The sequence below is a fragment of the Ruegeria sp. BH6 genome (assembly GCF_056538105.1).
In genome coordinates this window covers 453,281-465,848 of record NZ_JBQFSR010000002.1, presented here as the reverse complement: position 1 = coordinate 465,848, position 12,568 = coordinate 453,281, and the positions used below count along the sequence as shown (strand labels likewise).

The 12,568-nt window shown below is 57.3% G+C and carries 19 protein-coding genes; 10 read left to right on the top strand and 9 right to left on the bottom strand.

Translation table 11 applies throughout. From position 1 onward, the window contains the following. Positions 1-121 precede the first annotated feature (121 nt). From ACR0B8_RS07580 to ACR0B8_RS07570, 3 genes are all read left to right on the top strand, one after another. Positions 122-730, top strand: a complete 609-nt coding sequence (locus tag ACR0B8_RS07580; RefSeq protein ID WP_170359175.1) for a carboxymuconolactone decarboxylase family protein — start codon at positions 122-124, stop codon at positions 728-730. 135 nt (positions 731-865) lie between these two features. Further along, the gene (gene ppk2 / locus ACR0B8_RS07575; RefSeq protein WP_170359173.1) at positions 866-1,789 is read left to right on the top strand and encodes a polyphosphate kinase 2; all 924 of its coding nucleotides are present in this window, start codon (positions 866-868) and stop codon (positions 1,787-1,789) included. Positions 1,790-1,895: 106 nt separating this feature from the next. Then, entirely contained in the window at positions 1,896-3,248 is a 1,353-nt protein-coding gene (locus tag ACR0B8_RS07570; protein ID WP_254429489.1) for an MATE family efflux transporter, read from the top strand. 8 nt (positions 3,249-3,256) lie between these two features. Here ACR0B8_RS07570 and ACR0B8_RS07565 read toward each other — a convergent pair whose 3' ends face one another. Further along, positions 3,257-3,658: a hypothetical protein gene (locus ACR0B8_RS07565; protein ID WP_170549590.1), complete on the bottom strand. Its 402-nt coding sequence runs from the start codon at positions 3,656-3,658 to the stop codon at positions 3,257-3,259. 14 nt (positions 3,659-3,672) lie between these two features. Then, entirely contained in the window at positions 3,673-4,875 is a 1,203-nt protein-coding gene (locus tag ACR0B8_RS07560; protein ID WP_480658048.1) for a pyridoxal phosphate-dependent aminotransferase, read from the bottom strand. Between the two features lie 90 nt (positions 4,876-4,965). Between ACR0B8_RS07560 and ACR0B8_RS07555 the strand changes: the two genes are divergently transcribed. The 3 genes from ACR0B8_RS07555 (at position 4,966) to ACR0B8_RS07545 (ending at position 6,187) form a co-directional block, all read left to right on the top strand. Beyond that, positions 4,966-5,358 (top strand): helix-turn-helix domain-containing protein, encoded by a 393-nt coding sequence (locus tag ACR0B8_RS07555; protein ID WP_170349173.1) that lies wholly within the window; start codon positions 4,966-4,968, stop codon positions 5,356-5,358. 29 nt (positions 5,359-5,387) lie between these two features. Next, the gene (locus ACR0B8_RS07550) at positions 5,388-5,612 is read left to right on the top strand and encodes a succinate dehydrogenase assembly factor 2 (protein WP_170359163.1); all 225 of its coding nucleotides are present in this window, start codon (positions 5,388-5,390) and stop codon (positions 5,610-5,612) included. 77 nt (positions 5,613-5,689) lie between these two features. Continuing rightward, positions 5,690-6,187: a MarR family winged helix-turn-helix transcriptional regulator gene (locus ACR0B8_RS07545; RefSeq protein ID WP_413247476.1), complete on the top strand. Its 498-nt coding sequence runs from the start codon at positions 5,690-5,692 to the stop codon at positions 6,185-6,187. Here ACR0B8_RS07545 and ACR0B8_RS07540 read toward each other — a convergent pair whose 3' ends face one another. Genes ACR0B8_RS07540 through ACR0B8_RS07530 form a run of 3 tightly spaced genes read right to left on the bottom strand, consistent with a single transcriptional unit; the run spans position 6,188 to position 8,024 of the window. Next, a complete protein-coding gene (locus ACR0B8_RS07540; RefSeq protein ID WP_226688274.1) occupies positions 6,188-6,898 on the bottom strand; it encodes a DUF1194 domain-containing protein in 711 nt (236 codons plus the stop codon). Then, positions 6,895-7,599 carry a DUF1194 domain-containing protein gene (locus tag ACR0B8_RS07535; protein ID WP_170349170.1) on the bottom strand — a complete coding sequence of 235 codons (705 nt, stop codon included), beginning with the start codon at positions 7,597-7,599 and terminating at the stop codon, positions 6,895-6,897. The genes ACR0B8_RS07540 and ACR0B8_RS07535 overlap by 4 nt, the downstream gene beginning before the upstream one ends. Continuing rightward, on the bottom strand, positions 7,596-8,024 hold the full coding sequence (locus ACR0B8_RS07530) for a VOC family protein (RefSeq protein WP_170349169.1): 429 nt from the start codon (positions 8,022-8,024) through the stop codon (positions 7,596-7,598). The genes ACR0B8_RS07535 and ACR0B8_RS07530 overlap by 4 nt, the downstream gene beginning before the upstream one ends. Positions 8,025-8,199: 175 nt before the next feature. Between ACR0B8_RS07530 and thyX the strand changes: the two genes are divergently transcribed. Then, positions 8,200-9,111 (top strand): FAD-dependent thymidylate synthase, encoded by a 912-nt coding sequence (gene thyX / locus ACR0B8_RS07525; protein ID WP_170375946.1) that lies wholly within the window; start codon positions 8,200-8,202, stop codon positions 9,109-9,111. A 156-nt stretch (positions 9,112-9,267) separates the two neighbouring features. On the opposite strand, the gene ACR0B8_RS07520 is transcribed toward thyX, so the two are convergent. Further along, complete coding sequence (locus ACR0B8_RS07520) at positions 9,268-9,474, bottom strand: cold-shock protein (protein WP_010439113.1); 207 nt, start codon at positions 9,472-9,474, stop codon at positions 9,268-9,270. A 51-nt stretch (positions 9,475-9,525) separates the two neighbouring features. On the opposite strand from ACR0B8_RS07520, the gene ACR0B8_RS07515 reads away from it, so the two are divergent. The 3 genes from ACR0B8_RS07515 to ACR0B8_RS07505 are packed head-to-tail and all read left to right on the top strand — an operon-like array spanning position 9,526 to position 10,417. Next, positions 9,526-9,666, top strand: a complete 141-nt coding sequence (locus ACR0B8_RS07515) for a hypothetical protein (RefSeq protein ID WP_170349167.1) — start codon at positions 9,526-9,528, stop codon at positions 9,664-9,666. Between the two features lie 23 nt (positions 9,667-9,689). Further along, a complete protein-coding gene (locus ACR0B8_RS07510; RefSeq protein ID WP_170375945.1) occupies positions 9,690-10,007 on the top strand; it encodes an ArsC/Spx/MgsR family protein in 318 nt (105 codons plus the stop codon). Between the two features lie 41 nt (positions 10,008-10,048). After that, positions 10,049-10,417 (top strand): hypothetical protein, encoded by a 369-nt coding sequence (locus tag ACR0B8_RS07505; RefSeq protein WP_170349165.1) that lies wholly within the window; start codon positions 10,049-10,051, stop codon positions 10,415-10,417. Between the two features lies 1 nt (position 10,418). Here the strand turns inward: ACR0B8_RS07505 and ACR0B8_RS07500 are convergent, their stop codons facing one another. The 3 genes from ACR0B8_RS07500 to bufB are packed head-to-tail and all read right to left on the bottom strand — an operon-like array spanning position 10,419 to position 12,558. Next, positions 10,419-10,946 carry a DoxX family protein gene (locus ACR0B8_RS07500; protein WP_170349164.1) on the bottom strand — a complete coding sequence of 176 codons (528 nt, stop codon included), beginning with the start codon at positions 10,944-10,946 and terminating at the stop codon, positions 10,419-10,421. Next, positions 10,943-11,704, bottom strand: a complete 762-nt coding sequence (locus ACR0B8_RS07495; protein WP_226688275.1) for an HvfC/BufC N-terminal domain-containing protein — start codon at positions 11,702-11,704, stop codon at positions 10,943-10,945. Before ACR0B8_RS07495 ends, ACR0B8_RS07500 begins: the two co-directional genes overlap by 4 nt. Further along, a complete protein-coding gene (gene bufB / locus ACR0B8_RS07490; RefSeq protein ID WP_170359150.1) occupies positions 11,701-12,558 on the bottom strand; it encodes an MNIO family bufferin maturase in 858 nt (285 codons plus the stop codon). Before bufB ends, ACR0B8_RS07495 begins: the two co-directional genes overlap by 4 nt. Positions 12,559-12,568 lie beyond the last annotated feature (10 nt).

Genomic DNA, 12,568 nt, shown 5'->3' with positions numbered 1-12,568 from the left:
TCCCTTACTTGCGTTTCGTCAGCTTAGCCTGACATGGTGGGGCGATCCAGTTTTGTCTCAGAAGGATACGAGTGCGAAACTGGGAGGCGAAGACGCGACACGACAACAGGGCGAGGACCATATGAGCTGGATTAAGACTGTTCCATTTGACGAAGCCACCGGCAAGCTGAGAAAGCTTTACGAGCGGGTCACCGGGCCTGACAACAACGTGGACAACATAATGATGGTGCATTCTTTGCGGCCGCATTCGATGGAAGGTCACATGGCGCTGTACAAGAACGTCCTGCATCACTCGGCCAATAAAGTACCGAAGTGGTTTCTTGAGGTGCTGGGGGTTTGGGTCAGTTCCCTGAACCAGTGCAGCTATTGCGTCGAGCATCACTTTAGCGGGTTGCAGCGGTTGTTGGCAGACGCGGAACGGGGCGATGCCATCCGCGCCGCGATTGAGGCCGGAACGCCGGATTCTGCACCTCTGGACGACGCCCAGATCGCTGCTATGTGCTATGCGCGCAAGCTAACCGAAGCACCTGCGCAGATGGTTCAGGCTGATGTTCGCGCCCTGCGGGACGCCGGGTGGGACGATGGCGAGATCCTCGAGATCAATCAGGTCTGCGCGTATTTCTCATACGCGAACAGAACGGTTCTTGGGCTTGGATGTTCTACCACAGGCGACGTTCTGGGTCTTTCACCCAACAACTCGGATGATCCGGCGGATTGGGGGCATAGCTAGAAATCTGCCGCAGCGTGTTGAACATCATTAGTGGAAAATTTCCCACGCTACGGCTCAAAAATTTGACCCGTGTCAAAGCGAAAATCTGCACCTTTTGCTAGACGTTCCTGCGGATAGTGAAAAAGGAAAAATTGAATGGAAGCAGCGGCACAAATTGAACAAAAACAATCCTCTGTCAAAATTGTCCCAACACCCAATCCTGAGCCATCGCAACCCAGCCCCGAGCGAATTCGGCAGGCGTTCGAAAGCGGCAAGTATCCCTATGATCGCAAGATGGCGCGGGGCAAGTACGAGGCGCAAAAGGCGCAATTGCAGGCCGAATTGCTTAAGGTGCAGCTTTGGGCGCAAGAGACGGGGCAACGCTTTGTTCTGCTGTTCGAAGGGCGTGATGCAGCAGGCAAAGGCGGTACGATCAAGCGGTTTATGGAACACCTGAACCCAAGGCAAGCCCGCGTCGTGGCCTTGAACAAGCCGACCTGGGAAGAGAAAGGCCAGTGGTATTATCAGCGCTATGTTCAGGAACTGCCTACGGTCGGTGAAATGGTGTTCTACGACCGCTCTTGGTACAACCGTGCGGGCGTTGAGAGGGTCATGGGCTTTTGTTCGCCCAACGAGTACCTTGAGTTCATGCGACAGACGCCCGAGTTGGAGCGGATGTTGGTCCGCTCGGGTATTCAGCTCTACAAATATTGGTTCTCGGTCACGCAGCCGGAACAACAGCGCCGCTTCAAAAGCCGGGAAACCGACCCGTTGAAGCAATGGAAGCTGTCGCCCATCGACAAGGCGAGCCTGGATAAATGGGACGACTATACCGAAGCGAAAGAGGCGATGTTCTTCTATACCGACACCGCCGACGCGCCTTGGACCATCGTCAAGTCGAACGACAAGAAACGTGCGCGTCTGAACTGTATGCGCCACTTTTTGTCGACGCTGGATTACCCGGACAAGGACCACAATATCGTGGGCCAGCCCGATCCCATGATCGTAGGGCAGGCGCATCACGTCATTCATCAGTCCGAGCATATTTTGGGCACCTCCCTGCATCCTGACGCGCGATGAACCAAGCGGCCAATTGCCGGCAGCACTAGTCTCACCTTGAAATTTCACTGATCACCTCTTGTCCCGGCCTCAGGCCGGGCATAAGGCTGGTGAAATGAATAAGGTAATGACATATCGCGCCCACTTCCGGGCCATTGCAGTTCTGGGTCTGCCGCTGGTCGGCGGGCATCTGGCGCAGTTTGCCATTGGTTTGACCGATACGATCATGCTGGGCTGGTACGGGGTCGAGGCTTTGGCCGCAGTGACGCTGGCCAGTAGCTTTTATTTCGTGCTGTTCCTGTTTGGCGGCGGTTTCGGACTAGCGGTGATGCCCATGGTGGCGACTGCGGCCGCCGAAGAGGATGAGACCAGCATTCGCCGCTCGACCCGTATGGGGGTGTGGCTGTCCTTGTTATACGCCGTGCTGGTTATGCCTTTGCTGTGGTGGTCCCACCCGATTTTGATTGCTGCAGGGCAAGATCCGCAGGTGGCTGAAACCGCATCGCAATATCTGCGTGTTGCGGGATGGGGACTGTTCCCGGCGCTGGTGGTTATGGTGCTGAAATCTTATCTGGCCGCTTTGGAGCGCACGCAGATCGTTTTGTGGATCACTGTGACGGCCGCTGTCGTCAACGCACTGACCAACTATGCGCTGATCTTCGGCAATTGGGGTGCGCCCGAACTGGGCGTGATGGGGGCGGCAATTGCCTCGGTGGTGACGCAGATGGTGTCGCTGGTTGCGGTCGTGGTCTACGCCGTGCGCGTATTGCCCGAACATAACCTGTTCCAACGGTTCTGGCGCCCGGATTGGGAGATGCTGTACAGCGTGCTGCGTCTTGGCATTCCCATTGGATTTACATTGCTTGCCGAGGTGTCGCTGTTCGCCATGTCCGCCTTCATGATGGGTTGGATCGGGCCGGTGCCGCTGGCGGCGCATGGGATTGCGCTGAATCTGGCCTCGGCCACGTTCATGGTGCATCTGGGGTTGTCTAACGCGGCCACGATCCGTGCGGGGAACGCCCTTGGGCGCAAGGATCGACCACATCTGGAAAAAGGTGCGAAGGCGGTGACCGTGATGTCTCTGCTGGTGTCTGTTCTGACGATTATCTTGTTTGTGACCTGCGCCGAGCCGCTGATTTCTGTGTTTGTCGAACCCGACGATCCGCAGCGCCCGCAAATCCTGGCCATCGGAACGGGCCTGCTGGCCATGGCCGCTTTGTTCCAGTTGGTCGACGGGGCACAGGTGATTGCACTGGGCCTGTTGCGCGGATTGCAAGATGCCAAGGTGCCGATGGTAATGGCCGGGCTCAGCTATTGGGTGATTGGGATTCCGGCGTCGTACTACTTTGGCTTTATACAGGGGATGGAGGGTATCGGCATCTGGCTGGGCCTTGTGCTGGGGCTTGCCTGTGCGGCTGTCCTGCTGATGGCCCGTTTCTGGATGCGCTCGGTTCAGACCGTAGGGGTGCCTGCGGAATAGCCGCGCCTTCAGCCTTTGCTTAGCCGATCCGCCTTTTTGCGCACCAGTACGGAGCGTAAGTCGTGCATCGCCAGCAACAACCGGTCGGTGACATCCTCAAGCTGTTCGTCCGACGCCTTGGATTGTGCCCATTGCGTGGTCAGATTCAGATAGTCGACCGCGCGGTGAATGTCGTCGATATCCCGTTGCGCCAGCAGGGCTTTGCGCGCGTCCATCCAACGTACGATTTCCGCCTGATCCGCCGCTGTCAGGGTGCGCTGGCCCTGTGGCTTGACCTCGCCATTGCGGATGTTGATGACCGCGATCTGATCCATCTCGATCCGCCGTTGACGGTTTTCGGTATCGATCCGAAAAACCGCTGCGCCATTCTCGCGGACACGAAAGTAGTATTCAGGCAGTTCTGCGGTCATCAGGGGCCTCCGGATCAGGTCAGGGACGCGCAAAAGCGCTGGATGCGGGTGCAGGCCTCGGTCAGCGTCTCGTCCGAGGTCGCATAGCTGACCCGGAAATTCGGTGACAGGCCAAAGGCCGCGCCAAATACAACGGCCACGTCGGCCTCTTCCAGCAGAGCGGTGGCGAAGGCCTCATCCGAGTCAATTCTGGTGCCGGCCGGAGTGGACTTGCCGATCAGTCCTGCGATCGACGGGTAGACATAGAACGCGCCCTCGGGCGTGGGGCAGGTGATACCGTCGATCTGGTTCAGCATGTCAACCACCAGATTGCGGCGACGTTTGAACGTCTCGTTGTTCGGGGCCAGGAACGCTTGCGTTCCGTTCAGCGCCTCGACCGCCGCCCATTGGCTGACCGAGCATGGGTTCGAGGTCGACTGTGATTGAATCTTGCGCATGGCGGCGATGATCTCGACCGGTCCCGCCGCATAGCCAATGCGCCAGCCGGTCATAGCATAGGCTTTCGATACGCCGTTGCAGGTCAAGGTACGGTCATAGAGGCCCGGTTCGATCTCGGCCGGAGTGCAGAATTCGAACCCGTCATAGGCCAGATGCTCGTACATGTCGTCGGACATGATCCATACATGCGGGTGGCGCATCAGTACATCTGTCAGGGCCTTCAATTCCGAACGGCTATAGCCCGCCCCCGTAGGATTCGACGGCGAGTTGAAAATGAACCACTTGGTCTTGGGCGTGATCGCCGCCTCAAGCTGTTCGGCGGTCAGTTTGAAGCTGTTTTCGAGCGTCGTCTCGACCACGACTGGCGTACCTCCGGCCAGCAGAACCATGTCCGGGTAACTGACCCAATATGGCGCGGGGATAACAACCTCGTCCCCGTCGTTCATAGTTGCCATCAGCGCGTTATACAACGTCTGCTTGCCGCCAGTCCCGACCGAGATTTGTGCGGGCGTGTAATCCAGCCCATGATCACGCTTCATCTTGGCGCAGGCGGCTTGTTTCAATTCGGGAATTCCGTCAGGGGCGGTATACTTAGTCTTGCCCGCTGCAATGGCTGCAACAGCCGCGTCCTTGATGTTCTGTGGCGTGTCGAAATCGGGTTCACCCGCGCTCAGGCCGATCACATCACGCCCCGCCGCCTTCAACTCGGCTGCTTTGGCGGTCATCGCGATGGTTGGTGATGGTTTTACGCGTGACAGTGTCGCAGACAGGAAAGTCATGATGGCCTCAGTTTGTATGTTCAACCTGTCTGTCATAGGGTGCGCCCGAATGACGATCAAGCAGTATGAGGCCGAGACATGGAGACCCTGATGACCGACGAAAATGACTGGTATAGTCCAGAGGCAGCGACATTCGGGGACCGGCTGGCAGGCGCGCGCGAAGCCGCTGGTATGACCCAGACCCAACTGGCGCGTCGGCTGGGTGTCAAAAAAGCGACTATTGTGGCTTGGGAAAACGATCTGTCCGAACCGCGTGCCAACCGTTTGTCGATGATGGCGGGTATGATCAACGTTTCGATCATGTGGTTGCTGACCGGCGAAGGCGAAGGTATGGACGCCCCCGTCGAAGACGGCGAGGTCAATATCGAGCTGGCGGATGCGGTGGCCGAGCTACGCGCAATCCGGGGCGAGATGCGCGCCAGTGCCGAACGGGCCGCGCGGCTTGAGAAGAAGCTGCGCTTGATGTCGGAGCAGGGAAAGTGACCGAAACACGGGAAGTCAGGATCAAACGCATGAAAATGCGGTCCATGCGACGCGGGATCAAAGAGATGGATTTGATCCTTTCGGCCTATGCCGAACGTAATCTCGACGCGATGGATACAGCGGGTCTGGATCAGTTCGACGCGCTGCTACACGAAAATGATCAGGATCTGTATCAGTGGGTCACCGGGCAGGCCCAGCCGCCCGAGGGGTTTGTCCATCTGGTTTCGGATATCGCGCAGACCTTTCAAAAATAAAGAAAATCCAGCTTAACCGATTCTTGGGGATTTCGATTCATGCTGCCTGAAACTGCGCGACTGAATCGGAGGATCGGATGAGTATGGAAATGCAGGTCTCCGCGCCGGAAACCAAGGGTTTCATGACCAGCTATCTTGAAGCGCTCGCTTTGGTCGAGCGGCTGCACCGTCTGCTACTGGACGTTATCAAGGATGAGTTCGAGCGGGTGGGCGTGTTGGAAATCAACGCCGTTCAGGCCCTGCTTCTGTTCAATATCGGCGATCATGAGGTGACGGCGGGCGAGTTGAAAAGCCGTGGCTATTATCAGGGCAGCAACGTCAGCTACAACCTCAAGAAGTTGGTCGAAATGGGCTATATGCACCACCAAAGGTGTGAGATCGACAGACGCTCGGTCCGGGTTCGGTTAACGCCACGAGGACGCGAGATTCGGGATATCGTGACCGAGCTGTTCTCGCGCCATGCCGAGGGGCTGCAAACCCGTGGTGTGCTTGGACTGGAGGGGATAGACGACATCACAACCTCTCTGCGCCGGGTGGAACGGTATTGGACGGACCAGATCCGGTATATCTACTGATCAGGGGCGCGCATCGGACAGGATCAGCCCTTCAAGCTCTCGGATCAGCTTGCGGGTCATGGCGTCCTCATAAGCGTCAAACCCCAGGGCAACCTCGACAAAGGCATCTGGCCCCAGGATGACCCAGGCGGTGTAATAGGCAGACAGCTCTCCAACCTGCACATAGCGTTTGTCGCCGTGGCTGGGATCATCCGCGCCGATGACCAGGCCGTTAATGGTGATGCCCGAAGCTTCAAGCGCGCTTTTGGCGTCGCGCGGGTGAGTACCCAGATTGTGTTTGCCGTCGCCGGACAGATCGAGTGTTTGTTTCCAGCAACTTGTTTGGTTGGACAGCAGGTCAGCCCCAAACAGCATCGCTGAGCCAACAGCCGTACCTTGCGGGGCGGCACTGCGCTTGGTTCGGTTCAGTAGAAAGGTGATCTGTTCAAGATCGTTAACAGAACGTATGGCGATCCAGTCTTGCAACAGACGTTGATGGCCCGGCTCGCTCCACTCGAAAATCGCCAGCCGCACAGGGGCAGCAGGGTTTGACAGCAATAGCTGGACCACTTCAGGACGCTGCAAAGCAGCTGCCACACCGTCAAGTTGCAGCCGGTATTCGTGACTGTCCACCGAACCAGAAACATCCAGCCCCAGCGCCAGAGCTTGTCGGCACTCTGCCGTGGCCGAACCAGCGAACAAACTAATGACAAATGCCAATAGTCGCGTCATCTGGGCGCGAAGTCCTGCAGCACGCCGATTTGCAAGCTTGTCAGTTCACGTTCCAGCTTCCGCCGCATGGCGCGTTCGAAATCCTCGAACCCCTGTGCGACTTCTAGAAATGCGCCAGGCCCGTACAGAACATTGTTTTCGAAGTAGGGAATCAGATGAACTTCGCCCTCGAAATCGGCAGCATTGATAACCAGCCCGTTGACCACAATGCCCTCGAACGGAAAGTGGCGATAAGCGGATGCAGGTTGGAAACCATCATTATTTGCGCCGTCCCCAGACAGGTCGATGGTCTGAAACAAACATGGTGGTGCTTGCTGCATCAGGGTCGCACCAAAAGCCAAAGCTTGCCCCATGGCAGTGGCCGAGTCACCGTCAGATCGGACTGAACGCTGTATGGTCTCTGCCGCCGTTAGCAAATCAGCTTGCGTGTTGATCATCGTCCAGTTCAGGATCATGCGCTGGGTCGAGCGGCTGCCCCACTCATACACAGCCAATGCCACGGGCAAAGGAGAGGAAAAGAACGCCTCGGTCACCTCAGGGGCGATCAGGGCAGCGGCCAGGCCCTGCCGCTGCAGGGTATCCTCGGTTGCATCCACCGAGCTTGAGATATCCATAGCCAACGCCAAGGCCAGGCGACAGGTTTCGGCCCGAAGCGGGCTGGCCAGTCCGGCCAGTCCCAGTGCTGTCAGCCATCGGATCACCAGTGTCCGGTGCTTTCCATGCTGACCCAGGGTTCGGCGGCTTCCAGCGCGTCACCGTTCTGTAGCAACTCGACCGAGATATTGTCGGGCGACCGTACAAACGCCATACGGCCGTCGCGGGGCGGGCGGTTGATCACCACACCATTGTCCTGCAAGTGCTGGCAGACCTCGTAAATATTGTCGACGCCATAGGCCAAATGCCCGAAATGCCGACTGTCGCTGGGCAGCGCATCGTCACCATCCCAATTGTGGGTCAGCTCAATTGGGCGATCCTCTTGCCCTGGGGGCGCCATGAAGATCAGCGAAAACCGCCCCGCCTCGCTGTCATAGCGGCGGGTTTCCTTCAGGCCCAGCAACTCAAAAAACGCCATCGACTTTTCCAGATCCTTCACGCGGATCATGGTGTGAAGATATCTCAGCCCCATTGTGGCTTCCTTTCCGTTCAGGTGATGGGCTGCAGCTTAGCGCGCGGAAAATGCGTGTCGAGGGGCAGGGCGGACACAATTTTGAAAATGCACCGCTGGGTGTACATGTCGCGGTTCCGGTCGGGGAATTGCCGATATATAGTGGTGGGCGACTCATTGCTGGAAAGGAACTTTTATGCCGCTGTCCTCTGACCAACTGGCCGAGATCGAAGCGCAACGGGCGCAATCGCATCCAACACGCCGCGTTGTGGCTGCGGGTATGGAAGATCACCTTTATACCGCTCATCAGGTGCTGGACCACGGCTTTGTGCGCGTGATCGACTATATGGGTGACGACGCGGCGATCTGTCAGGCGGCGCGGGTGTCGTATGGCAAAGGCACAAAATCGGTGCAGAACGATGAGGGTCTGATCCGCTATCTGATGCGTCACTGGCATTCGACCCCGTTCGAGATGTGCGAGATCAAGCTGCACGTCAAGCTACCTGTCTTTGTCGCCCGGCAGTGGATTCGTCACCGCACGGCAAATGTGAACGAGTATTCCGCGCGCTATTCGATTCTGGACCGCGAGTTCTATATCCCCGCACCCGATCACGTTGCCGCGCAGTCCGAGGTAAACAACCAAGGCCGGGGTGATGCGTTGCAAGGGGAAGAGGCCGCGCGAGTTCTGGATATCCTCAAGGCCGATAGCGCCCGGTGCTATGACAACTATGAATCGATGATCAACCAAGACGGCCAACAGGGTCTGGCGCGTGAACTGGCGCGGATGAACCTGCCCGCGAATATCTATACGCAGTGGTATTGGAAGGTTGATCTGCACAACCTGTTCCACTTCTTGCGCCTGCGTGCCGACCCGCATGCGCAGTACGAGATCCGGGTCTATGCGGATACCATGTGCAAGATCGTCGCCGACTGGGTACCCTTCGCCTACAAAGCGTTCGAGGATTACCGGCTGGGCGCGGTGAACCTTTCGGCTCAGATGGTCGACAGCCTGCGCCGGATGCTGGCCGGGGAAAATGTCACGCAGGAAAACTCGGGCATGACCGCACGGGAATGGCGCGAGTTCGAAGCGGTCATTCGCAAAAGCTGATCTCGCGCATTGCGCATTATTGTGATGGAAAAAGCTAATCCTCTCGCGCCTAAGCCGACCCGGCGCGAGGGTAAGGTTTCTAACCTTTGAATATTGGTCAACGGCCGGAAATTGGCCGTTGGCCTGTTTTGATCACCCGCAGCATGCGGGACTGTTTTACAGTGGCTTTAAATCAGATGCCATTTGTCGGCCGTCGCGTCCGTCTTCCAACTCATACGAGACTTTCTGATTGTCAGCGAGCCCGGTCAGACCGGACCGTTCAACGGCCGAGATATGAACAAATACGTCCTTGCCGCCCTCATCAGGGGCAATAAACCCGTAGCCTTTCGTGGTATTAAACCATTTCACGGTGCCAGTTGGCATTTCCCGTGTCTCCTTCTACTTACGCGTTGTCCCACATAATTGGTGGGGGCAGTGATTGACGTCGCCGCAATTGATCACCGTATCGCCGTAACGATACAGCGCGAATTGCGAGTTTCGTCTTTTTCAACATTGCATGGTGAAGTAAAAAATCAAGAATTTCTGAAACGTGCAGGCAAATTTGCTGAAAATTGAACCAGATACAGGAGACACCTGAAATGCGCCTTTATGGTCTGAAAAACTGTGACACGTGCCGCAAGGCTTTGAAATCACTTCCAGATACTGAGTTTGTCGACGTTCGGACCGATGGCGTACCCAAAGCGATGCTGACGCAGGCGCTGGATCGCTTCGGCGAGGCTTTGCTCAATACCCGTTCGACAACCTGGCGTGGATTAGACGATGCACAACGCGCGCGGCCTCCGCTGGAACTGCTGGCAGATCACCCGACCCTGATGAAGCGCCCCCTGATCGAGCAAGACGGAACCCTGTATCTGGGATGGACGGCGGAAACGAAGGCAGGGCTTGGCGTTGCGTGATCTGATGACTATCTGAATTGACGCAAGTTAGAGGATTTTGAATGCGTAACGCTGCTATGATTTTGGGTGTCATCGCCGGATTGATCGGGATGATCGTGGGCTTTTTCGGCTATGGCTATGTCGAACTGATTGATCGGTTTGGTGAGATCGACGGGCTGGCCGAGCAGGTGGACAACGCGCAACTCATACAGTTCGCGTCGATCATTGCGCCGCTATTGGCGATTGCTGGCGGTGCAATGGCCCATGCACGGGCCCTGATCGGAGGGGTCTTGTTGCTGATCTCAGCGGCCGGGATGTATTACGCCTTTGGCTTTAACGTGTTCACTATGTTCCCGGTGGCATTTGCGGGTGTTGCGGGCCTCCTTGGACTGGCCGCGGGTAAACCGGACGAGCCCAAGGCGCATTTCTAGATCACTTGATGTGCAGGATGCGATCAACGGACAGCGGCCCTGCGCCGTTGATCACGATCACTGCCAGCAGGAAGGACCAGAGTGTCCGATCATCCAGCAGGCTTACGGCGTTGGTGAAGTAGCTGCCCAATTCCGTACCGTGGCCCGTGACATCTACGATCGTCTGAACCCAGACAAATGCCAGCATACCCAATGCTGCGAACCGCGACAGAAGGCCGATCACGATCAGCGTAGGTAGAAGAAACTCAGCCCAGGTCCCCGCAACAGCAATGGCCCAATGCATGATCCCCAATTGCGAGCTGTCATAGCTGACGGCTTCCATGGCTTTGGGGAAAATCTGCACATAGGCACCGTCGGACGGGAACAGGAACCCAAAAAATCCGCTACCTAGTTTGGTGGTCGCCGAATTCCAATAATACACCAGCAATGTTGCCGCAAAGACCAGCCTGGCCAAGGTCGGTGTCAACCAGCCAGAGGTCATCTCTAACCGTCCCAGGGTGTTGTTGTGCAATGAGATCAGGGCAGTCATGTTGCCAGCCTTTCGATAGTCACAGAGGTTATTGCGCCGCCTTGTAAAAGCAGCGCCAGAGTGGCCCCAAGGTCAAATTCGGGGAAATGGTTTGCAGTATCTTCAAACGCGCCACCAATGGTTTGCCCGGCCTGAAGGCCCGCAATCCAGTGCGCGCCGCCTTCGGGCAGCAGATGTGGAACCGGGTCATACTCGGCCCGGGTGATCAGAACGTCTTGGGCGGCGGGATCGGGTTTGGGGGCGTTGTCTTCGGTGTTGAAACGCCAGATCGAATAAATCGGCCAGTCCGAGCGCAGAACCCGCATCGACGGGGCAAATCCCAGCCGCGCCCGCATGATGTCTTCGGGCGGAACAGCCAGTGCGTCCGCTGGGGCTGGTTCGCTGTCAGCGGCGTGATAGGAACGGCGCAAGGCAAGCTCTAATTGCGCCACGTCAGGCAGGTATCCAATATGCGAGAGCTGCTCCATTCCGGCAAGAAATTCGGGGAATTCTTCACCGTAAAACATCATCAACGGCGATGAGGGGGGATGTTTGCGCAGGAAAATACCCGACAGCCCATCCATGTTCTGAGCCCCCAGCAATTTGGTGATGACCGGAAATGCCTGATGCATCGCTTCGGTCAGCGACACCGCCACGTTGTTGCGATACACACTGAACCGCCGCCCGGCAGGTTGTGCGACCGCGTCCAGCAGTCCTTTGGGGATGGCGGCTGACGGGTTCATCAGCGCGGCGTGAAAACTTTCTTGCGAAACGCTCATGCCGGGACGCGGTCCAGGGCCGCTTGCGCACGGTCTGCTTCGGCCCGCAGCACGGGCCATTCTGGAACGTCCGTGTCCCACTCGACCAACACGGGTTTGGGGCCAGATCGCTCTAGCACGTAGTCCAGCAGCGCCCAAACCGGATCAACGACTTCACGCCCATGGCTGTCAATCAGCAGGGGGCGACCATGGTCGTCCTCATCCTCATCATGCCCGCCTAGATGGATTTCCCCTACCTTCTCAAGAGGGTAGGCATCGATATAGCCCTGCGGAGAGAATTCCAGATTGGTGGCTGAGACAAAGACATTGTTCACATCCAGCAGCAGGCCGCACCCAGTGCGACGTGCAACTTCGCGCAGAAAATCGGGCTCGGACCAGGTGCTTTCTTCGAACGCCAGATAGCTGGACGGATTCTCCAACAACATTTGGCGACCGACGGTTTCCTGTACCTGATCGATATGCTCGCAAATGCGTGCAAGCGAGGCATTAGTATAGGGCAGGGGCAGTAGGTCGTTCAGAAAATGGCTGTCATGGGTCGACCATGCCAGATGTTCCGAGAAACTGGCCGGTTTCAGCCAGCCAACCAGGTGTTTCAATCGTGTCAGATGGTCGGCATCCAGCGGGCCTTCGCTGCCGATGGACAGGCCAACCCCATGGACCGAGATCGGAAACTTTTCCGAGAGATGGCGCAATTGCGCCAGCGGACGACCACCGTCACCCATGTAGTTCTCGGCGTGAATTTCCAGCCAGGCAACTGGCTGTGCGTGTTCAAGGATCTGTGCGAAATGCTGCGGCTTGTACCCGACGCCGGGTGCCAGAGGCAGGCGGTTCGAACGGAGTGTGTCATCCAACATTTGGCAGCTC

Excerpts from the sequence above, each read along its gene's own strand:
- ACR0B8_RS07580 (WP_170359175.1), top strand. The coding sequence starts at position 122 with ATGAGCTGGATTAAGACTGTTCCATTTGACGAAGCCACCGGCAAGCTG.
- ppk2 (WP_170359173.1), top strand. The coding sequence starts at position 866 with ATGGAAGCAGCGGCACAAATTGAACAAAAACAATCCTCTGTCAAAATT.
- ACR0B8_RS07570 (WP_254429489.1), top strand. The coding sequence starts at position 1,896 with ATGACATATCGCGCCCACTTCCGGGCCATTGCAGTTCTGGGTCTGCCG.
- ACR0B8_RS07565 (WP_170549590.1), bottom strand. The coding sequence starts at position 3,658 with ATGACCGCAGAACTGCCTGAATACTACTTTCGTGTCCGCGAGAATGGC.
- ACR0B8_RS07560 (WP_480658048.1), bottom strand. The coding sequence starts at position 4,875 with ATGACTTTCCTGTCTGCGACACTGTCACGCGTAAAACCATCACCAACC.
- ACR0B8_RS07555 (WP_170349173.1), top strand. The coding sequence starts at position 4,966 with ATGACCGACGAAAATGACTGGTATAGTCCAGAGGCAGCGACATTCGGG.
- ACR0B8_RS07550 (WP_170359163.1), top strand. The coding sequence starts at position 5,388 with ATGAAAATGCGGTCCATGCGACGCGGGATCAAAGAGATGGATTTGATC.
- ACR0B8_RS07545 (WP_413247476.1), top strand. The coding sequence starts at position 5,690 with ATGAGTATGGAAATGCAGGTCTCCGCGCCGGAAACCAAGGGTTTCATG.
- ACR0B8_RS07540 (WP_226688274.1), bottom strand. The coding sequence starts at position 6,898 with ATGACGCGACTATTGGCATTTGTCATTAGTTTGTTCGCTGGTTCGGCC.
- ACR0B8_RS07530 (WP_170349169.1), bottom strand. The coding sequence starts at position 8,024 with ATGGGGCTGAGATATCTTCACACCATGATCCGCGTGAAGGATCTGGAA.
- thyX (WP_170375946.1), top strand. The coding sequence starts at position 8,200 with ATGCCGCTGTCCTCTGACCAACTGGCCGAGATCGAAGCGCAACGGGCG.
- ACR0B8_RS07520 (WP_010439113.1), bottom strand. The coding sequence starts at position 9,474 with ATGCCAACTGGCACCGTGAAATGGTTTAATACCACGAAAGGCTACGGG.
- ACR0B8_RS07510 (WP_170375945.1), top strand. The coding sequence starts at position 9,690 with ATGCGCCTTTATGGTCTGAAAAACTGTGACACGTGCCGCAAGGCTTTG.
- ACR0B8_RS07505 (WP_170349165.1), top strand. The coding sequence starts at position 10,049 with ATGCGTAACGCTGCTATGATTTTGGGTGTCATCGCCGGATTGATCGGG.
- ACR0B8_RS07500 (WP_170349164.1), bottom strand. The coding sequence starts at position 10,946 with ATGACTGCCCTGATCTCATTGCACAACAACACCCTGGGACGGTTAGAG.
- ACR0B8_RS07495 (WP_226688275.1), bottom strand. The coding sequence starts at position 11,704 with ATGAGCGTTTCGCAAGAAAGTTTTCACGCCGCGCTGATGAACCCGTCA.
- bufB (WP_170359150.1), bottom strand. The coding sequence starts at position 12,558 with ATGTTGGATGACACACTCCGTTCGAACCGCCTGCCTCTGGCACCCGGC.